Genomic DNA, 21,620 nt, shown 5'->3' with positions numbered 1-21,620 from the left:
ATTTACTATATTTTAATCACTATGTAAATTAATCCTAAAGTTAGTATCCTTACTTTGCTAGACTAATATATTTAGTTTTCTATAATTTCTATTTCCAACTCTCTACACACAATTTCACATACTCTTTGTGTTGCCATAGCTACTATATTAGTACATTTGCTTTTATGCCCATTGTTATCTCTATCTAGTCCTTCTGTTATTTTCCCACAACATTGATATCCTGCAAACTCAACAAATGCATCACTAAATTCCTTTGTTAAATCAAAACATTTATTTATTTTAGGATCATTTGGATTCCTTCTTCCAAAAAAATACCCAAGGCACATTGTACCCCCAGCCAGTGCTCCACAAATACAATATGCTCTTCCAAGTCCCCAAGGAAATCCTGATGACATGGCAATTACATCATCAGGTAAATCTAGGTTAAAATTTTTTCTAATAGCATAAATTACAGATTCTGAACATGCAAAACCATTATTAAATATATGTTTTGCATCCTCAACAGTATTTTTTATATTAATACTTTCTACCATTTTATCCCCCTCTTAATACATACTTTTATTCTATATACCTAAATTATACATAAAGGATTAAATTTTACAAATAATAAATTATTATATTGTGGAAGAAGGGAGAAAATATGTTAGTTGTATTTATTAGAAGTATAATACTATATATTGCCGTTTTAGTTTCGCTAAGAATTATGGGTAAAGGTGAAATAGCTGAAATGAATTGTTTTGATTTAGTAATAACTTTACTAATAGCAGAAGTAGCCTCAACTCCTATGGAAAACAACGATATTCCTATGCTTTATGGAATAGCTGCTCTAACAGGTTTAGTTTTTATGCAAACATTAATCTCTATTTTAGGACTTAAATCAAAATTTATAGGGAGATTAGTCTCAGGTAAACCTTCCATACTAATTAATAAAGGTAAAATAGATTATAATGCACTAAAAAAAGAAAAGATAACTATTAATGAACTATTAGAACAACTTCGTGTACAAGGATATTTTAATATCAAATATGTTCAGTATGCCCTATTAGAAACTGATGGCAATTTGAGCGTTGTTCCAACAACAACTTATAATACTACGCCAAATCGAGAATATAATCATCTGCCCATATCATTGATACAAGATGGCAAAACTCTTAAAAGCAATTTAAAACTAATTGATAAAGATGATGAATGGCTATTAAATATTCTCAAATCTCATCATATAAATGATGTTAAAGATGTTCTTATTTGTGTATTAGATGAATATGACAAAATATTTATTCAAAAAAAATATGAGTGAGGTGTATTTTTATGAAATCCTCTTATTTTGTAATTGGATGGACAATATTGTTCATCATATTAGGATTATTTAATCATGATAAAATCAATGAGTTTTCTTCAAATTATATAGATCAAGTCAATGTAATAGAAGAAAAAATAAAAGAAGATAAATGGGAACAAGCTTTATATATTTTAAAAGATACTAAAATGAATTTAGATGAAGAAAAAAATGTGTGGTATAAACTAATAAATCATTGTTACTTTAATGAAATATTTGCATCGCTAGAAATTCTTAATCAAAGTATATGTCTAGAGGAAAAAATGATAAGTCTTCAAGAAATTGAAAAAATAAAAATGGTTCTAGAAAATCTAATGGAAGATGAGTGTTATAATCTTAATCGAATTTTTTAAATATATACAATTTTTAAGGTAACTTTAAGTGATTAGTAGTTAATATAAAAACTTTAATTTAAGCATTGCCACCTTACAATATAAGCACTTTAAGCTAATAATTTTAAGTAACGGAGTTATCCGAAGCGAAAGCAAGGATATCTCGTTGACGCCATGAGCGTAGCGAATTTTAGCTTTTAAAACAAATTATATAAAACACTATCTACAAAAATAACGAATTTCTTTATAGGTAGTGTTTTACGATTTTGTTTTTAATAATATATTTATATTGTATCCTACTAGGAAATAATATCATATTTCTATTGTGCTATTATCTATAAACTTGCAGTGATAATTAATTTTTTTCAAATCACTCATCAATTTAAATAAGGCTTGATCTTTCTTTTTAGCCTCTATCATAACGTCAAAATCTCTATCTACATTTTCTTTTGCTAAATCTAAAAAACTACAAAAATCATTAGCATCTATATAATCAGCGTGTTTTCTATCTAGTTGTCCTTCTTTTGGGGTAGAAAAATGGATTTTAGGTGGCAGACTTTCACTATCCCATGTAGAAAATATATGAGGAAGTAAATCTGTAATATTTTCCTTATTATTATTGCAATTATGGTGATGCACATCCACTACCATAGGTACTTTAATTTTATCACAGATTTCAAGTACGTCTTTAGCAGTAAATACTTTATCATCATTTTCTAAAATCAAACGCTCCCTTACTCTTTTTGGAAAAGCTTTATAGTTTGAAATAAATCTATGTATACTCTCATCTTTTCCTCCAGCTGAGCTTCCTGTATGAATTACCAATTTCCCAGCATCATACTTCATAAGTTCAAATAAATCCACTGCATGATTAAGATTTCTTAGGGTGTCTTGTACCACATTATCTTTAACACTATTTATCACATTAAATTGATCTGGATGGGCATCTAGCCTCATGTTTGATGATTTAATTATATTTCCTATTGTCCTTAATTCTTTGCTAAAATACTTTTCATAATCCCAAGTCACTTCTGGGTGTGTCGATAAGGGTATTAATTTTGAAGTTAATCTATAAAAATGTATATTGTTTTCAATATTATATTTTAATATGGTCTCCAAGTCATCTATATTAGAAAATGTTACTCTTTTTAGTTTTCTAAGTTTTTCATCTTCACTTTTTAATTTATTATAGTTAGCAAAAGTCACTGTACTTGAAGATGTAATATTTTTCAGATTTAATGCAATTGCCACATAACCTAATCTAATTCTCATAATTCCCTCCTTAAAAATTTGTTTACTTATATTTTTTTCACTATAGACAGATAGTATTCAAATATTTACTTTAATAATTTTTCTTAAAAGAGTATAATATTTTATAAAATAGCGTGAATATTATTATTATAATACAATTTTATTTAAAACGATAATAATAATATTTATATATAAAAATAGGAGTGAGATGTATGGAACTTGAAAAGGATTATATTTTAAGAATGGTAAAAGATTTAGTTAAATCCATTGCTCATATTGTGCTTGGTAAAAGTGAGATGGAATACGAACTACCAGAAAACGACGAATATTCTAGAATAGATTATTTATATGTTAGGTTATTAGAACTTGTAAATCAAGGAAAGATAAATGACGCTGAAGATATGTTATTTGATGAAATAAATACTTCTGATATGAAACAATTTGAAATGGCAATGTCATTTTATTTGTATCTAAATGATTTTGGAGATGATTATTTAGAGTCAAATGATTATTCTAGAGACGAAATTTCTGAAGGAATAAAATCTATTTGTAAAGAATACGGAGTATCTTCTATGGTGGAATTTTTATTCTAAGTTACAAAATAACCATATATAATTTTCTTTATAAAAAAGTTGGAGATAAGTTTTAATTATCTCCAACTTTTTTATATATTAATGATAAAGTAACTTTTTAAATTTAATACATATGCCACATTTGTTTTTTATCTGTGGTAAAACAATAATTACTAAATAACTAGAAAACAAAGTAATTATTGATGCCATTAATATAGAAATTTTAGCTATATTAATTAAGTTATGATTATAACTAAAAGCTAATTCTGATACAAATATTGACATAGTAAATCCAATACCTGCTAACATGGAAACTTTAAACAACGAAGCCCAGCTAACACCTTTTGGCTTTTCTGTTATATTTAACTTTGATGCAATAGATGTAAATAACATTATTCCTAAAGGCTTTCCAATTACCAATCCTAGTATAATACCATTTATAAGAGTTCCCACTTTATTATGATTAATATTCACATTAAAATTTATACCTGTATTAGCAAAAGCAAATAAAGGTAGTATAATCAAATTACTTATTGGAGACAATACATGCTCTATTTTATTAGCTATACTTTCTGATTCTTTTTCTTTAGATTTTGTTGGAATTGTAAATGCAAGTACAACACCACTAATAGTTGCATGAACCCCACTTTTATAAACAAAATACCAAACAATTAGCCCAAGTATCATATATGGATAAACTTTTCGTACTTTAAATACTTTATTTAGCATAAATAATAACACTACAATTCCTACTGCCAATATAATAAATGAATAATCTATATGAGATGAGTATAATACTCCTATTGCAAATATAGATATTAAATCATCAACAACTGCAAGAGATAGTAAAAATATTTTTAAAGTAGAGTTAAGTTTTTTTCTAAATATCATAAATATGGCTATAGCAAAGGCAATATCTGTAGATATTGGAACTCCTACGCCATGTATAAACTCTGTGTTTATATTTATCAACATAAATATTATTGCTGGTACAATTACTCCTCCTAATGCTGCAATAACTGGAAAAGATGCTTTTTTAAATGAAGATAAATTTCCATATAATATTTCATTTTTTATTTCTAAACCTACTACTAGAAAGAATATAGCCATTAAAAAATCATTTATTATCATATGAAGATTGAATTTTCCTATTAAATTTACCCCACTTAATAAATAATGATATGTTTCTTGTAAATGACTATTGGTCATAAAAACCGCAGCCATAGTAGCACACATTAATAACACCCCTGTAGCCAAGTCCGATTTTATTATTTTTTTTATACTATTCATTACATTAGTTTCCTTTCTAATTTTGTTCATAAAAAATATTTTACAATAATAAAAGCTATATATCTGTGATAATATCACAGATATATAGCTTTTATTATTTTTTTCTCTTTTTTACATTCATAATTTATATCCTTATTTATTACTTTCTATTAAAGATTTCATAGTTTCTTTATCCATAGCTCCTGGTACGTATTCCCTTACATAACCTTCTTTATCAATAATAAATGTTGACGGAAATGATTGTATACTATATCCGTATATTAAATTTGCATTATTATCAAATACTACAGGAAATGTATATTCATTATCTTTTAAGAACTTTGATATATGTTTCTCATCTCCTTCATTTCCCAAGTTAGGCGTGGATACTCCTAATATAATTACATCTTCATTATTTTTGTTGTACTCATTATATAATTCTTCTATATGTGGCATTTCTGCTTTACAAGGAGGACACCAAGTTGCCCAAATATTTAGAAATACTGTTTTTCCTTTGTAATCACTTAATTTATGCTCTTTTCCATATTGATCATATAAAGTAAAATCTAAGGCCTTTACCTTGTTGTTTTCTGTTTTATTTTCTACTTCAGCTTTGTAGTTATCTTTTCTACTTTCATTTATCTTGTTAATTCCATTAAATGACATAATCAGTCCTGATATTATTAGTAATATACCACCAATTTTTTTTAGAGTACCTAAATGTTTTTTCATATTATTAAATTTTTCAAATAATTTTTTATAAAACATTGCTAATATAATAAATGGCAATATAAAGCCAATAGAATATATTAATACTAATGCATTACCAATTAATATGTTTTGTGTACCACTTGCCATTATTAATACAGATGTTAGCATAGGCCCAATACATGGAGTCCAACCAAAACTAAATGTTAATCCTAACATAAATGAACTTAAAATATTCATATCTTTGCTATGCATTTCAAATCTTTTTTCTCTTTGTAATAAAGGTATATTAACATATCCCATGTAAAATACACCCATTATTATTATAAATATGCCCCCTATTAACATTAATAGTTCTTTGTTTCCTATAAAGAATTGGCTAAATGCTCCTATTGCCATACTCAAAATAAAGAATGTAGTGCAAATACCTAAGGTGAAAAATAAAGTATTTTTAAATAATGTACTATTTTTAAATGTTTTGTCTTTCATTATGTCTGTACTACTATTTGATAACATACTTAAGTATATGGGTATTATGGGCAATACACATGGTGAAAAGAAGGATAATAATCCTTCAAAAAATACTAAAACTAAATTAACTTGTTCCATTAATCCCTCCAAAATAAAATTGCTTTTTATTACTTACTTCCTATAATACAGACTAATTTTTCAGATGCATCTACTTCTTTTATATTATTAAAGTTTGAATTTTTCAAATCACTTATAATACTTTCTTTTTTAACAAAATGATGATGTGCTCCTTCTTTCCAGTCACAAATTAAGATTTTACCATTGTCTTTTAAAATCCTATTTGCGTCTTTTAGTAGTTTTTCTCCATTTTCTAATTCATGATGTAGCGTTATCATAAATACAAAATCTGCAACCTTATCTTCTAATGGAATTTTATTTTCTTCCATTAAATCAGCTTTAAGCCTAGAATCCATCTTTTCAACTCTATTTTCTTTAATCCATTCAATCATTTCTTTGGATATGTCGTATGCAAAACATGTAGAGTCAGGTATTAAATTTAGGAACTCTTGTGAGAATATACCTGTTCCAGCTCCAATATCTGCTAACACACTATTAGATGGTAAATCCAGCTCACTTATTAAGTTTTGTAAATCTACCATTTGTAATCTTTGTGGATTATTTAATTTTTCAAGCTTTTTAACATCAAATTTATGTATATTCATTTTTTCTCCTTTGTAGATTAATATTTTTATTATTTATTATATACCCAAAAGAGTGCAGATAACATCTACACTCTATGAATATTTTATTCTTTTTATAAAATTATTTTAGTTTTCCTTTATAATTACTAATTCCACCTAAGTCATATAACTTATTAAATCCATTTTTTGCAAGAATATTTGCTGCGGTTGAACTTCTTGCCCCCGATGCACAATAGACTACAACTTCATTATCTTTATATAAATCTAAAGTCCCTATTTTTGATTTTATTTCTTGAACTGGTATATTTTTAGATTTTGGTATATGGCCACTTCTAAATTCGCCTTCACTTCTCACATCTAAAATTAATAATTTTTTATTATTTTTCATCATATGATTTAATTCTTCATCATTAATTTTTTTAACATTTTTATTTCCAAATAACATTGATAAAAATCCCATAATCACTTTACCTCCTAGTTATACAAATATTTTAATTTTCAAAATGGAAATATAATTAGTAACCTTCATTTATTAGTATTAAATAAATAAGTTTAATCCAGAATCTTCTGTAGCTCCTAAATATGCAGCTACACCTGCTACTTCAACACCATCTATAAATTCTTCATGTTTTATTCCCATTAAATCCATGCTCATAGAACAAGCAACTACTTTAACACCCATATTTATTGCATTTGATATTAGCGTATCTATGTCATCCACGTTGTGTTTTTTCATTATTTGTTCTATCATTTTTGGTCCCATACCACCCATGTTCATTTTAGATAAAGGTAGTTTCCCTGTATGAGATGGTAGCATTACATCAAACATTTTTTCCATAGTATCTTTGCTAACCTTTGGTCTATTTTTCTTTTTCAATATGTTTAGACCCCAAAATGTAAAGAACATTGTTACTTCTTTACCCATAGATGCTGCACCTGTTGCTATTATAAATGATGCTATAGCTTTGTCTAAATCTCCACTAAATACAACTAAAGTTGCTCCATTTTTATCTGTTGTAGTTACGCTAGCTCCTGTGCTAGTTGCTAATTCATTTCTTCCTTTTCTTATAAGAGCAACAAAAGCTTTTTTAGACTTATCAAATTCAGCTTTTAATAAAGTGTTTCCTGTTTTTTCACACCAAGCACTTATATCTTTGCTAAATCCTGGATCACTTGCTTTTACTTCTAGAACTTGTCCCTCTTCCATATTATTTATTTCTTCAAATACTCTTCTTATTGGTCCTGGGCATTGTAGTCCACAAGCATCTAAGCTAACATGTGCATTTATTTCTGCTATATCTATATCTTCTAATTTCATAGTAGTTTTTCCACCTTTTATTTCTAATTTAGCATTGTTATTTTTGTTTTGCTTAGCTATGCTTTCTTCAGCTCTTTTTACAAATTGATAAGTTTTTACACCACCATCTATATTTGTACACTTAATTCCATGTTGTGAAAGTAGTCTGCAAGCCACATATCCTCTTAATCCAACTTGGCAAGTAGCATATAATTTCTTGTCTTTTGGTATTTCATTTAATCTATCTCTTAGTTGTCCAAGAGGTATATGAATACTTCCTGGCATAGAACCTGTAACTAGTTCAAACTCTTCTCTTACATCTATTATTACTCCACCATTTTTAACAATGTCATCAACTTCATGCCACTGCACAGTGTCTACCATGTCTTCTATTATATTAGATGCATAATATCCTAACATATTTACTGGGTCTTTTGCTGAGTTGTATGGTGGTGCATAACAAGGCTCCACATCTTGTAAATCAAATACTGTAAGACCTGCTTTTATAGCTGTAGCCATTACATCTATTCTTTTTTCAACTCCATCCATTCCCACTCCTTGAGCTCCAAATATCTTTCCAGTCTTTGGATCAAATGTCATCTTCATGGCAATAGGAAATGATCCTGGATAATATCCTGCATGAGAACCTGGATGTATATGAACTACTTTATAATTCATTCCTAGTCTTTTTAGAGTCTTTTCATTATTTCCTGTTGTAGCTACTGTATAATCAAATACTTTTGCCACAGAAGAACCTAACGTACCTTTGTATTTTTCTTTTCTTCCACAAATATTGTTTGCTACTATTCTTCCTTGTCTATTTGCTGGCCATGCTAGAGGTATCATAGCTGGCTTTTTATTTACAAAATCCATAATCTCAACAGCATCCCCTAATGCATATATGTCTTTGTGAGAAGTTTTCATATAAGCATCTACTATTATTGCTCCTCTTTCATTTAACTTAAGACCTGCTTCTTTAGCTATAGTAGTTTCTGGCTTAACACCTATAGATAAGATTATCATGTCAGTGTCAATTTCTTTTCCACTACTTAGTATTACTTTTTTACCATTGTTAGCAAAAGAATTAACTCCATCTTTTAAAACTAATTCCACATTTTTGTCTATTAAATGGTCGTGTATTATACTTACCATTTCCAAATCTAGCGGTGCCATTACTTGGTCGCCAGCTTCTACTAATGTAAGTTTTATTCCTCTATCATGAAGGTTTTCAGCCATTTCAAGTCCTATAAAACCTCCACCTATTACTACTGCATGTTTTGGTTTATTATTATCAACATAGGCTTTTACCTTATCTGTATCTGGTATATTTCTAAGTGTAAATAAATTATTACATTCTTTTATGCCTGGTATTGGAGGCATTAATGGGTTAGCACCTGGAGATAAAACTAAAGTATCATAAGTTTCTTCATAACTTTCACCTGTTTTATGATTTTTAACAGTTACTTTTTTATTTTCTTTATCAATTTTAACTACTTCACTTAAATTTCTTATATCTAAGTTAAACTTTGAAATCATAACTTCAACAGTTTGAACTATTAATTTTTCTCTTTCGTTTATAGTTCCTCCTATATAATATGGAAGACCACAGTTTGCAAAAGATATATATTCCCCTTTTTCAAACATTATTATCTGTGCATTTTCATCTATTCTTCTAAGTCTAGCTGCTGTTGATGCCCCACCTGCAACTCCACCTACAATAATTATTTTTTTAGACATAAATTCTCTCCTGTTCTAAATGTATATTTATAAAAATCATAATATTAATATATTATTTGCTAATTATCGCCTTTCTATTGTAATAAGAAATAGTTATTTTCTTAACATACTTTCATTATATCTATTTTTAATAAAGTATCAGTGACATTGTCACGTTAAATGTTTTTTCATCTTAAAGTAACATTAAAAAAGATGAACTTAAATTAAGTTCATCTTTTTTAATCATGTATTACAAATATTATCTCAAATCTTGTAAATTATTTTCTATACTCATACATCCTAAAACACTAGGTAGAGGTAATCTTTTAGCCTCAATTCCACTTCCAAAGTCCTCTAAAGATATTTCCATATCTTTATTATAAGTTTTCATTATACCTTCTTCTAACTCATTTAAATGAATAAACAAGTATTCTTTCACGTCATCAATATTTTTCAATTTATTGATTTCTTCACCACGAAGTATATGCTTAAATATAGCAAACCCTTCTCCTCTAGAAGTCCATATAAATATATTAAAAGTTACAAAAGATTTTTCCAAATATAATCCTGTACTAATGGAATTCATATGGTTAATATCTTCATATAAATGATGATTAAAATCAATAAAACCACTAGGTGCCACTTCATAAGTTTTATTTTCATCGTACTGAATATCACTACTTTTTAATCTTTCATGAAAATCAGAGTAATTTTCACTTGCTAATAATATTTCCGCCAACTTAGTCGCATTGGCAAATATTTTTTCTTTGTTTATAAAATTTGTCATTTTTATTCTCCTTTAGTTGTTTATTAATTTATTACAAATCCTCCATTGGAACTTATTACTTGACCTGTTATAAAATCGCCTCCATCACTGGCTAAAAATAGAGCACACTTAGCTATATCTATTGGTTTTCCAATTCTCATAAGAGGTGTTTCCTCTTTTAACATTTCTACTATTTCACTGTCCACATCTTTCATCATATCTGTTTCTATAACACCAGGTGCTATGGCATTTACTTGTATGTTTGATGGTCCAAGTTCTTTTGCTAGTGCTTTTGTCATTCCAATGATAGCTGCCTTTGATGTGGAATAATGAACTTCATTGGCAGAACCTACTAATCCCCAAATAGATGATATATTAATTATTTTTCCACAATGCTGGGGTAACATATATTGTAATGCTTTTTTTGTAACATAAAATACAGAATTTAAATTAACATTCATTACATTATGCCACTCCTCATAACTTATATCTGTAAAAAGATTATATTTACTAATACCTGCATTGTTAATTAATACATCTATTCTTTCAAACTGACCAATAGTATAGTTTACCAAAGCATTTGCTTCATTTATATTTGAAATATCTGCCTTGAAAATTCTAACACTATAATTTTCATTTGTAAGCTCTTCAAACAACTCCTGAGCCTCTTTTTCTGAATAATTATAGTTTATAACTACGTTATAATTATTCTTAGCGAATAGTTTGGCCATTTCTCTTCCGATGCCTCTTGAAGCTCCTGTTATTAATGCTGTCTTTTTTATACTCATTTTAAACCTCTTTTTTACTAATATAATTTTTACTTCTTAAGTATTTCATCTTATTAAATCTGCAATTATAATCACAACCTTTGCACTGTAATTTTTTATTTGACAAAGGTGAAAATCTTTCAGGGTGTCTTTTTATCATGTATTCCCATTGTATAAATGCAAATAAAGATAGCAAAAACAAACTGTAAGACCAAAAACTTTTTATAAGTAATAATGGTGTGCAAAACATAACATGATCCCAGTTATATATTCTACATTCATTGCAACATTTACTTTTAAAGAATAATTTATGAAAAGGACACCATATATTAACACAAAACATATCAGTCCAGTAATAAATCATAAAGACTAAAAATATATATGGTGTACTTAGGTTGTAATTATAATAAATTATTAATAGTACCAGATTTAAAACTATCCATGCCACAAATACACTTCTGGCATGTTTATTATTTTTTTCTATATATTTATGTAATTTTTTTTCATCATAATTTTCTACTGGTATATAATGTTTTAAAAATAATTTCCCGTTATAAGAATGATTATTTGTATATGGAACAATTAAAATTGCTGTTTCTAACATTAAGTATAACCAAATTAAATGATATAATTTTATGCCATATATTATTTTGTAGTTTAATATACTTATTATTTTATTTTTATCTATCATAAATAATATAATAAATATAATTAGTAACATGGTGCGAAAAATAAACCTAAATCTTGATTCTTTTCCCATAACTACCCCTCAAGTATAAATATTATTATAAAACTTCTATATTATAACTTTAGCATTTTAAACTATATATAACAAACTTTTCTCTATGATCTTTTTCGTATAACTTGGTTAAATTAACTTCTTTATTCAGTGTAAAAGGTGTTTTGTAATCTAAAAAATCTAGGTATTCATTAGATGGATAATACATAATTATATCCATATCTCTAATATTATTTTCATAAGACTCCAATATATTGTCAATAACTTTTGAAAAAATCTGAATAGAAAAAGGATTAAAGAAATAAAACTTATTATCTAAGTAAGAAATTTTATATTGTTGTGCTAAATCACAATAAAAATTTATTTTATCCATATATTTTTTATTTTTCTTTTTATAGTTAATTTTATTTATCAAAGCTTCTTCATAATATCTTTCGTTAATTTCCACACCCTTTGCATATGATTGGAAATGATAATTTATATAAAAAATTAATCTTCCCATTCCACATCCAAAATCAACTATATGATCATCTTCTTTTAACTTGTAGTTTTCAAATAATTCTTCTAAAGCTATATATAAAGTTGGTTCATAAGGATGATTATGAGTTGATGTGCTTTTCCAGTTTTGATTTCCTATCGTATTTATATTTAATAGTTTATCATAGTATTTTTCTTTCATATTTACTCCTATTTTATTTATTTTAATTTTAAATTATTCCCTACTAGGTATTTATAATATCAATAAGAAGGTAATAAGTTATGCATATCTTACTATATTATAAGTTTTAGTATGGAATCAAGTCTATATTAATTTGTAAATATAATTTTTTTGTAAAATTTAATAAAGCCATTGTATAACACTCCAATGGCTTTATTACTTTAATTAATTTCTAATTTTAAACCTACTCCAACTTCTGTTATAGGAATAATACTGTGAATATAACTTTTTACTTCAAAAGATGTACAGTGGCAAAGATAGAGTTTATTAATATTACCTTCTTTAAAATATTGTAAAGTCTTCTTTGCTCTATCATTGTATTCAAATAAATGAGTTCCTCCAATTATACCAATCACTCTGTTATCCTTACATACTTTTTTAGCATATTCTACTGTATTACAAATTCCACTATGAGAACATCCAGCAATAATAAATAAACCTTCCTTTCCTTTATAAACTAATGCTGTATCATCGTAAATAAAATCTTTTTCATACTTATTATCTATTTCTATTTCTCCAATAGAATACCTAGGTTCAAAATCTATAGTATTTGGTATTTCTCCTAAAAAATAAATATTTTCACTTATTTTAATAGGTTCTTTGCTTAATACAACTTCCCCCATGCTTTTTATTTCATTTATATCTAAATGCGATGATATACATTGATTGTTTTTTACTTTTTTATTAAATACTAAGCTGTGTCCTACTATTTTTAGATTTGGATTTAACTTTTTCTGTGCTAAATATTTAATTCCTCCCACATGATCATCATGTCCATGAGAAATTGCCAAAACATCAATATTACCTGGGCTTAGATTTAGTTTTTTCATATTTTTAATAAATACATTGGAATATCCACAATCAAATAATATTTTTATATTTTCATCTTCAATATAAAAAGAAAGACCTGGCTCTCCTATGTAGTATTCATCAATTATGGTATTATTATCAACTAAAACTGTTAAAACCATATTACACCCCTTTACAATAAAATTCTTCCATGATTTATGAAAGAATTTTTATTTAATCTACAAATATTTAATTACTTCTTCTGTAAATTCATCTGTACTGGCATTTCCACCTAAATCTACTGTTAGCTTTTCTCCTTTTAAAAATACTTGTTCTAAAGCTTTTTCTATTTTTTTAGCATATTCTACTTCTCCCAAGTATTTCAACATCATAATAGCTGATTGAATTATGGCTGTAGGATTAGCTATATTTTGATTTGCAATTTGTGGTGCAGAACCATGTACGGCTTCAAATACTGCATAATCCCTACCTATATTTGCACCAGGAATTATTCCAAGTCCACCAACTAAACCTGAGCATAAATCAGATAGTATATCACCATATAAATTAGGCATTACCATTACATCATATTTTTGGGGATTTAAAACAAGATTCATAGCCGCTGCATCTACAATTAAGTCATCACAGCTTACATCATATTTTTGGCTAACTTCTTTAAAAGTGTTTAAAAATAATCCATCGCTAAGCTTCATTATATTCGCTTTATGAACACCGGTTACTTTTTCTCTATTATTGTCTTTTGCATATTGAAAAGCAAACTCGCAAATTCTTTCACATGCTGGCTTTGTTATTAGCTTTATACTTTCTGCCCCATAGTCTCCTATTTTGTGCTCAATTCCTGCATATAAATCTTCTGTGTTTTCTCTAACAATTATTAAATCCACATCTTCATATCTTGATTTTATTCCTTTAAAGCTTTTTATAGGTCTTAAGTTTACATATAAATCAAGATTTTGTCTTAGTGTAACATTTACACTTTTGAACCCTTTACCTACAGGTGTTGTAATTGGACCTTTTATTGCTATTTTATTTCTTTTTATTGATTTAATAACATGATCTGGAATGGCAGTATTATATTTTTCAATAAGAGCTTCTCCAGCTTCTACTTCTTCCCAATCTATTTTAACTCCTGAAGCTTCTACAACCTTAACCATAGCTTTTGTAACTTCTGGACCTATTCCATCTCCGGGTATTAACGTTACTTTATACATTTTATTATCTCCTCCAGTAAAATTCCCCTTACATATAATTAATGTTTTTTCTTTATATAAAATTACTATTTTAGCAAGTTACTTTTTCAAGTAAATTTTTAGTATAGTTTAATTTTCCTCCAGCTTTTACAACTTCCACTTCACTCGGTGATAATTCAACTTTTGCATAAAAGCTTTCATTTTTACTATGATTTATTATTTTTACTCTGTTTTCTATTAAAGCATTATATAAATCACAAATCTCCAATTTATCTTCTAAACTAATTTTTTCATAATCTTCATCACATTCAAATACCATTGGTATTATTCCACTATTGATTAAGTTAGCTTTGTGAATTCTTGCAAAACTTTTTACTAGTACTCCTTTTATTCCTAAATATAGAGGAGCTAGTGCTGCATGTTCTCTTGAAGAACCTTGACCGTAATTCTCTCCTCCAACTATAAAGCCACCCTTATTTTTTATGGCTCTTTGAGGAAATTCTTCATCTACAGTATTAAAACAATAATTAGATAAATAAGGTATATTACTTCTAAATGGTAGTAATTTTGCATTTGATGGCATAATGTGGTCAGTTGTTATATTATCTTCAACTTTTAATACTACCTTTCCATTTAATGTTTCTTCTAAAGCAGTGTTTAAAGGGAAAGGTTTTATATTTGGTCCTCTTACTACCTCCACCTTATTTGAATCTTCCACAGGACTAATTATCATAGAATCATCTATTATAAACTTCTTAATATCCAAATCTTTAAAATCAACTTTCATTTCTTTTGGATCTGTAAGCTCTCCCTTTATAGCTGATACTGCTGCTACTTCAGGACTAACTAAATATATGTTAGCTGATAGAGTTCCACTTCTTCCATAAAAATTTCTGTTAAAAGTTCTAAGAGATACACTATCTGTTCCTGGTGATTGACCCATACCTATACATGGTCCACATGAGTTTTCCAGTATTCTAGCTCCTGCACTAATTATATCTCCTAAAGCTCCATTTCTAGATAACATCTCCATCACTTGTCTAGAGCCAGGTGCTATAACTAAACTTACATCTTCATGTACTTTTTTGCCTTTTAGAATTTGTGCTACCTTCATTAAATCTTCATAAGATGAATTAGTACAACTTCCTATTGCAACTTGATCCACTTTTATTTTTCCCAAATCTTTTACCTTTTTCACATTATCTGGTGAATGTGGAATAGCTGCTAATGGCTCTAATTCACCTAAATTTATTATAATCTCTTCATCATATATGGCATCTTCGTCAGGACCTAATTCTTTATAATCATCTTCTCTTCCTTGTGCTTTGAAAAATTCAAAAGTTTTTTCATCACTTGGGAAAATTGAAGTAGTGGCACCAAGTTCTGCACCCATATTTGTTATTGTAGCTCTTTGTGGAACAGATAAGTATTTTACACCTTCTCCACCGTATTCAAATACTTTTCCTACTCCACCTTTTACACTACATTGTCTTAAAACTTCTAAAATAATATCTTTAGATGAAGTCATATATGAAAGTCTTCCAATTAAATTTACCTTTACTACTTTTGGCGCCTTAATACTATAAGCATTGCCTGCCATGGCAAGTGCTACATCTAAACCTCCAGCTCCAATGGCAATCATCCCCACACCACCTGCTGTTGGTGTATGACTATCTGATCCTAATAATGTATCTCCTGGTGTGGAAAATCTTTCTAAGAAAACTTGATGACATATTCCATTACCTGGTTTAGAAAAATATATTCCGTGTTTTTTTGCAACTGTTTGAATATATTTATGATCATCTGCATTTTCGAATCCTTGTTGTAACATATTATGATCTACAAATGCTACACTTCTTTTAGTTTTTACCTTATCAATATCCATAGCTTCCAGTTGTAAATAAGCCATTGTACCTGTTGAATCTTGGGTTAAGGTTTGATCTATTTTTATTGATACGAAATTTCCTGGTATTAATTCACCTTCTGCTAAGTGTTTTTTCAATATTTTATACGTTAAATTGTCTCCCACTTTATATCCTCCCATATTTGCTAATAAAATTTATATTACTAAATAACACTTCTATTATTTTTTAAATCTTTATATATTGCCACAAGTTCCTTATCGAATAGATTTCTCTTCATTCTAACAGAAGTTTGTCTTACAAGTTCTAGCATAGCTTCTGCTTCTTCTTGAGAAAGATTTATTGCATATTCTTCAAACTTATTAACTATGGCAGCTTTTCCCGAATGTTTTCCTATTACGATTTGTCTTTCTAAACCTACCTCACTTGGATCAAAAGCTTCATAGTTTTTAGGATTTTTCATTGCACCATCAGCATGTATTCCTGATTCATGTCTAAACATATTTATTCCAACTATAGCTTTCCAGTCAGGTAACTGTCTACCAGATGCTTGTGAAACATATTTGGAAATTTCTCTAAATTTTGTAGTATCAATGTCAGTTTCATATCCATAAACAATTTTTAAAGCCATAATAACTTCCTCTAGGGCCGCATTTCCTGCTCTTTCTCCTAAACCATTAACTGTTACTCCTATATGATTTGCCCCACCTACAATCCCTGCTATAGCATTAGCAGTTGCCATGCCAAAGTCATTGTGTGTATGCATTTCTATATCAAAGTTTGTAGCCTTGTGTATTTTTTCTATTGTCTCTCTTATTGTAAAAGGCTCCATAACTCCCACTGTATCACAATATCTAAATCTATCTGCTCCTGCCTCTTTTGCTAAATTAATAAATTCAATTAAAAAATCTGTGTCAGCTCTAGAAGCATCTTCTCCATTAACAGATATATATAGTCCATTTTTTTTTGCATAAGTTACAGCATTGTACATATTATCTAAAACCCACTGTCTAGATTTTTTAAGTTTATGCTCAATATGAATATCTGAAACAGATAAAGATATGGCTACTGCATCAACACCACAATCTATAGACTGTTCTATATCTGTAATAACTGCTCTATTCCAAGCCATAATACTAGAATTTAAATTTCTCTTGCATATTGCCTTTATTGTTGCCTTTTCATCACCACCCATAGTAGGTATACCAACTTCTAATTGATCAATTCCCATATCACTTAAACTTTGAGCTATAGTCACTTTTTCATGATTGGCAAAAGCAACACCTGCTGTTTGTTCACCATCTCTAAGAGTAGTATCTACAATTTTTATTTCTTTTTCTTTTATCTTATCTAGCACACACATATCCAGTTCCCCCTTTTAATTATATTTGCATGGTCATTTCAATACTTTTCAATTATATAAAATAATACAAAATTATTTCTTTAACAATTTTTGTCTACTCGCAGTTTATAAGTCATCTTTATTTAATTTAATTATAATACGCTTTTCTGTATTTTGCATTATTTTTTTTATAACTTGCATAATTAATTAAAAATCAAAGTATTTTATCTTTAAATTTTCAATTTACTTTATTTTAATATAAAATAGCCTCCCTAATTTTTATAAACAAAATTCACTTGTCAAAGTTTATTAATTGATTAATGCTTACATATGAAAAAAGGATAATAAAATTTATTATCCTTTATATACTTTAAATTCTATTTTATGTTAAATCTCCTTGTTTGTTTGAACTGCATAATGCTTCAAGTTTTAATATTTCACACTGCTAATATATGACCTAACTTTTCATGCTTATAAACTATAATTCACACATTGTATTTCTCACGCATAACTTGTATTAAGTTCATAACCAAAGGTGGTGATTTTATTAAAAACTACTATTTCAACAACTTTGTAAATGCCCATGGTAAACATGAAATTCATTCTGAAGGTTGCCCTTACCTATCTTATTCATCAACTAGAACTTATATTGGCTATTTTTCTAGCTGCGATGACGCCCTCAAGAAAGCAAAATCCCAATATCCAGGAAAATCATTCGTTTGCTTTTCGTGTTCTGATTCATGCCCAAAAGATTAATTCTATATCAATAGGCTAAAGCAAATTTTAGTCTATTGATATTAATCCCTCTTTACAAAACACTTTCTTTATCTATTTGTGTATATATTTTAAATTCTCATTTTGGTATTTCCTTTATGTCATTTCCTAAAACTTTCTTTGCATGTTCTAAGGTTTCAAATTTTCACAAAAGGATTTACATCATGGAAATCATACTTGTACATCTTAAGCAATGGCAAAATAAAACCTTAAAAAATTATATACTTTATTATTTGTAGACTGGCTGAATGTTACTATTCGCATGGATTACGGAGTTAAAAACTGTGCAATTTATACAATTTTAGGATATTATTTTGGTGGCGTAGAAGATATTTTGTTCATCTGTATGGATGGGGTTAGTGGTTTAGAAGATGGAGCTATAGATGTATAGAAAAGTAACAAAAAAGGAGTTTTTCCTAATGAAAATGCACTACTTAAATTGCTTTATCTTAGGATAACTGAACTTTATAATCAATATTAAAATTTAAAAATCAGGTAGATTAATTTTATCTACCTGACTTATAAAACAAAAACTACTTACACACTTTTATTGACAAACCCGAATAGTATCCGCACTTATCACTATAAATTACTCATATATAGAATACTGTTCCCAAATTTTTTCCAAATCATCAAAGTATTTTTTTATTTCTTCTTTCTCTTTCATACCTACAGATATGGCAAGTGCATTAGCTACAGTCATAGCAGGAACTAAAGAGTCAACAAATGACGCCATATTACTTTTTACTAAAAGCGTATTGTCAGACAAACACGCTACTGGTGCAAAATAACTATCTGTTATTGATATAATATGAGCTCCTTTATTTTTAGCATAGTCAACAACTTGATATGATTTTTTTGAATACCTAGGAAAACTAAATGCTATTATTACATCTTCCTCGTTTATTCTAACTATTTGCTCAAAAACATCTCCCATGTCTAGTCTTATTACATGAACATTATCTAATATTAAATCTAAATAAAACCCTAGATATTGAGCTATCACATGAGAACTTCTCATACCTAAAATATATATTTTTCTAGCTTTTAATATTTCTTCTGAAGCATCCTTAAAAGCTTTTGCATCAATTTCTTCCAAAGTTCCTCTTATATTATCTATATCACTTTTTAGAACTTTACTAAGTATTGTTGCATCATCAGAATAATCATCATTGGCCATTTCCACCCTTTGCACTGTTGTTAATTTATTTTTTATTAACTCTTGTAATGCATCTTGTAGTTTTGGGTATCCTGGATATCCTAAAGCATTAGCAAACCTTACCACAGTAGACTCACTAACACCTACAGTTTCCCCAAGTTTACTCGCAGTCATAAATGCTACTTTATCATAATTTTTAATAATATATTGGGCTATTAGCTTTTGTCCCTTACTCATTTTAGGATAACGAGATTGTATAATTGAAATTAACTGTTTACTATCATTTATATTATTTGTAAATTCCATAATATGCTCCTCTTTCTTTTGTGAAAAATATGAAGTATTTGTAAATTATTCATACTTATAACTTAATTATACCACTGTTTATATTAAGTTATAAAATATTATTTCATTTTTTCATTATTCAATATATTTTTTATAAGGTAGCAAAATTATATATTTCTTAACCTTTTTTTTCTACTAGTATAAGCTGTGGTGGATTATTTATTTGATTTGTAAATTCCATATGCAATACATTATATTGTTTTTGATCTAAATTATCTAAGTACTCACATATATAATTTTTTTCATCAAGACCACCCTCATGTCCTATATATGCTGCTATACTTATTATTCCATTTGGCTTTAGTAATTCTAAACTTTTTTTGATTGCTTCTAAAGTAGTATCCGGCTTAGTAATAACCATATGCTTAGCCCTTGGTAAGTACCCTAAGTTAAATACAACGCAGCTTACTTCTTCTTTCACGTATTTATCTAAGTTTTCGTGACCATCATGAATTAGCTCAATTCTATCCTCCATATTATCTCTTACAACTTTTTTTCTTGTAGAAGTTAGAGCTTCTTCTTGAACATCAAATGCATATACTTTACCAGTTTCTCCGACTAAATTTCCTAAGTATACTGTGTCATACCCATTTCCCATAGTAGCATCAATTACTACATGGCCTTTTTCAATAATTTTCTCTAAAAATATTTTGTTTACTTCAGTTATTTTATTTATATATTTTGCTCTTAACATAATCTACCTCTATATACTTTTAAGATAATTTATTTCTTCTTCTGTTAAATATCTGTATTCACCCAATTTACAGTCATTTAAAGTTATTTTACCCATAGCTACTCTTTTAAGCCTAAGTACAGGATGATTTATAGCTTTACACATTTTTCTTACTTGTCTATTTTTGCCTTCATGTATTTTTATTTCTAGTTTAGATATATCTCTATTTTTGTCATAATATACAATTTTAATATTGGCTGGTGCTGTTTTATAGTCTTCTATATATAATCCAGATTTAAAATTTTTAATTTCTTCTTCACTTAACTGACCTTTTACCATAGCAATATATGTTTTGTCAATTTCGTGTTTTGGATGGGTTAATTTGTATGTTAAGTCACCGTCATTAGTAAGTAATAAAAGACCACTTGTTTCATAGTCTAACCTTCCAACAGGAAATACTCTTTCTTTTATATCACTTAATAAATCTATTACACTTTGTCTGTCAAATTGATCTTTAACTGTTGTTATGTATCCTTCTGGCTTATTTAATAATATATATACTAAATTTTCATCAAGAGATATTTTCACTCCATCAACTTCCACTCTATCTATTTGTTCATCAACTTGAAAAGATAATTCTTCTATTAACTTTCCATTTACTTTTACTTTTTTATTTAAAATAAGTTCTTCAGCTTTTCTTCTAGATGCTACTCCACAAGAAGCTATATATTTGTTTATTCTCATATTTACTCCTTTAATTATTTTTTTGTCCATAGTAAATACTAATATATGTGACAAATTTTCACAAGATATTTTTATTTA

21 protein-coding genes and 1 pseudogene are annotated in these 21,620 nt (G+C 27.8%); 4 read left to right on the top strand and 18 right to left on the bottom strand.

All coding sequences use genetic code 11. The annotated features are described in order from the left end of the window. Positions 1-71: 71 nt before the first annotated feature. Entirely contained in the window at positions 72-533 is a 462-nt protein-coding gene (locus JW646_RS18165; RefSeq protein WP_206923548.1) for a C-GCAxxG-C-C family (seleno)protein, read from the bottom strand. A 107-nt stretch (positions 534-640) separates the two neighbouring features. Here JW646_RS18165 and JW646_RS18160 point away from each other — a divergent pair, with 107 nt between their 5' ends. Both JW646_RS18160 and JW646_RS18155 read left to right on the top strand, forming a co-directional pair. Further along, positions 641-1,297: a DUF421 domain-containing protein gene (locus tag JW646_RS18160; RefSeq protein ID WP_074916538.1), complete on the top strand. Its 657-nt coding sequence runs from the start codon at positions 641-643 to the stop codon at positions 1,295-1,297. Between the two features lie 11 nt (positions 1,298-1,308). Beyond that, entirely contained in the window at positions 1,309-1,689 is a 381-nt protein-coding gene (locus JW646_RS18155; protein ID WP_148556741.1) for a DUF4363 family protein, read from the top strand. A gap of 291 nt (positions 1,690-1,980) precedes the next feature. Here JW646_RS18155 and uvsE read toward each other — a convergent pair whose 3' ends face one another. Then, entirely contained in the window at positions 1,981-2,940 is a 960-nt protein-coding gene (uvsE, locus tag JW646_RS18150; RefSeq protein ID WP_228415898.1) for a UV DNA damage repair endonuclease UvsE, read from the bottom strand. Between the two features lie 191 nt (positions 2,941-3,131). On the opposite strand from uvsE, the gene JW646_RS18145 reads away from it, so the two are divergent. After that, entirely contained in the window at positions 3,132-3,512 is a 381-nt protein-coding gene (locus tag JW646_RS18145) for a DUF6483 family protein (protein ID WP_074916532.1), read from the top strand. A gap of 78 nt (positions 3,513-3,590) precedes the next feature. On the opposite strand, the gene nhaA is transcribed toward JW646_RS18145, so the two are convergent. The 13 genes from nhaA to nifV form a co-directional block, all read right to left on the bottom strand. Continuing rightward, on the bottom strand, positions 3,591-4,811 hold the full coding sequence (nhaA, locus tag JW646_RS18140) for a Na+/H+ antiporter NhaA (protein ID WP_228415897.1): 1,221 nt from the start codon (positions 4,809-4,811) through the stop codon (positions 3,591-3,593). A gap of 102 nt (positions 4,812-4,913) precedes the next feature. Then, positions 4,914-6,077 carry a cytochrome c biogenesis protein/redoxin gene (locus JW646_RS18135; protein WP_228415896.1) on the bottom strand — a complete coding sequence of 388 codons (1,164 nt, stop codon included), beginning with the start codon at positions 6,075-6,077 and terminating at the stop codon, positions 4,914-4,916. A 29-nt stretch (positions 6,078-6,106) separates the two neighbouring features. Continuing rightward, entirely contained in the window at positions 6,107-6,661 is a 555-nt protein-coding gene (locus tag JW646_RS18130) for a class I SAM-dependent methyltransferase (protein ID WP_228415895.1), read from the bottom strand. 100 nt (positions 6,662-6,761) lie between these two features. Continuing rightward, a complete protein-coding gene (locus JW646_RS18125) occupies positions 6,762-7,100 on the bottom strand; it encodes a rhodanese-like domain-containing protein (RefSeq protein WP_206923554.1) in 339 nt (112 codons plus the stop codon). 78 nt (positions 7,101-7,178) lie between these two features. Next, a complete protein-coding gene (locus JW646_RS18120; protein ID WP_228415894.1) occupies positions 7,179-9,674 on the bottom strand; it encodes a CoA-disulfide reductase in 2,496 nt (831 codons plus the stop codon). Between the two features lie 238 nt (positions 9,675-9,912). Further along, positions 9,913-10,440: a hypothetical protein gene (locus tag JW646_RS18115; protein ID WP_228415893.1), complete on the bottom strand. Its 528-nt coding sequence runs from the start codon at positions 10,438-10,440 to the stop codon at positions 9,913-9,915. Between the two features lie 23 nt (positions 10,441-10,463). Continuing rightward, a complete protein-coding gene (ymfI, locus tag JW646_RS18110; protein WP_074916521.1) occupies positions 10,464-11,207 on the bottom strand; it encodes an elongation factor P 5-aminopentanone reductase in 744 nt (247 codons plus the stop codon). A gap of 1 nt (position 11,208) precedes the next feature. Then, positions 11,209-11,790: a hypothetical protein gene (locus JW646_RS18105; RefSeq protein ID WP_228415892.1), complete on the bottom strand. Its 582-nt coding sequence runs from the start codon at positions 11,788-11,790 to the stop codon at positions 11,209-11,211. A gap of 205 nt (positions 11,791-11,995) precedes the next feature. Continuing rightward, a complete protein-coding gene (locus JW646_RS18100) occupies positions 11,996-12,604 on the bottom strand; it encodes an SAM-dependent methyltransferase (protein ID WP_074916517.1) in 609 nt (202 codons plus the stop codon). A gap of 200 nt (positions 12,605-12,804) precedes the next feature. Further along, positions 12,805-13,614, bottom strand: a complete 810-nt coding sequence (locus JW646_RS18095) for an MBL fold metallo-hydrolase (RefSeq protein ID WP_228415891.1) — start codon at positions 13,612-13,614, stop codon at positions 12,805-12,807. Positions 13,615-13,671: 57 nt separating this feature from the next. After that, positions 13,672-14,664, bottom strand: a complete 993-nt coding sequence (locus tag JW646_RS18090; protein WP_074916513.1) for an isocitrate dehydrogenase (NAD(+)) — start codon at positions 14,662-14,664, stop codon at positions 13,672-13,674. Between the two features lie 70 nt (positions 14,665-14,734). Next, positions 14,735-16,672 carry an aconitate hydratase gene (locus JW646_RS18085; protein WP_228415890.1) on the bottom strand — a complete coding sequence of 646 codons (1,938 nt, stop codon included), beginning with the start codon at positions 16,670-16,672 and terminating at the stop codon, positions 14,735-14,737. Positions 16,673-16,710: 38 nt separating this feature from the next. After that, positions 16,711-17,868, bottom strand: coding sequence for a homocitrate synthase (nifV, locus tag JW646_RS18080; protein WP_228415889.1), 1,158 nt, complete (start codon positions 17,866-17,868; stop codon positions 16,711-16,713). Between the two features lie 914 nt (positions 17,869-18,782). Here nifV and JW646_RS20395 point away from each other — a divergent pair. Continuing rightward, positions 18,783-19,099: pseudogene (locus JW646_RS20395) on the top strand (transposase); the annotation flags it as partial. Positions 19,100-19,210: 111 nt separating this feature from the next. Here JW646_RS20395 and JW646_RS18075 read toward each other — a convergent pair. The 3 genes from JW646_RS18075 to JW646_RS18065 all read right to left on the bottom strand — a co-directional run bounded on the left by JW646_RS18075 (position 19,211) and on the right by JW646_RS18065 (position 21,542). Next, a complete protein-coding gene (locus JW646_RS18075; RefSeq protein WP_074916507.1) occupies positions 19,211-20,086 on the bottom strand; it encodes a MurR/RpiR family transcriptional regulator in 876 nt (291 codons plus the stop codon). Between the two features lie 157 nt (positions 20,087-20,243). Further along, positions 20,244-20,819, bottom strand: coding sequence for a tRNA (mnm(5)s(2)U34)-methyltransferase (locus tag JW646_RS18070; RefSeq protein WP_228415888.1), 576 nt, complete (start codon positions 20,817-20,819; stop codon positions 20,244-20,246). Between the two features lie 9 nt (positions 20,820-20,828). Next, positions 20,829-21,542, bottom strand: a complete 714-nt coding sequence (locus JW646_RS18065; RefSeq protein ID WP_148556724.1) for a pseudouridine synthase — start codon at positions 21,540-21,542, stop codon at positions 20,829-20,831. Positions 21,543-21,620: the final 78 nt, after the last annotated feature.

It is taken from the genome of Terrisporobacter hibernicus (assembly GCF_020809405.1).
Lineage (GTDB): Bacteria > Bacillota > Clostridia > Peptostreptococcales > Peptostreptococcaceae > Terrisporobacter > Terrisporobacter petrolearius.
The sequence above is the reverse complement of the archived record's forward strand: the minus strand, read 5'-3'. Positions and strand labels throughout refer to the sequence as shown.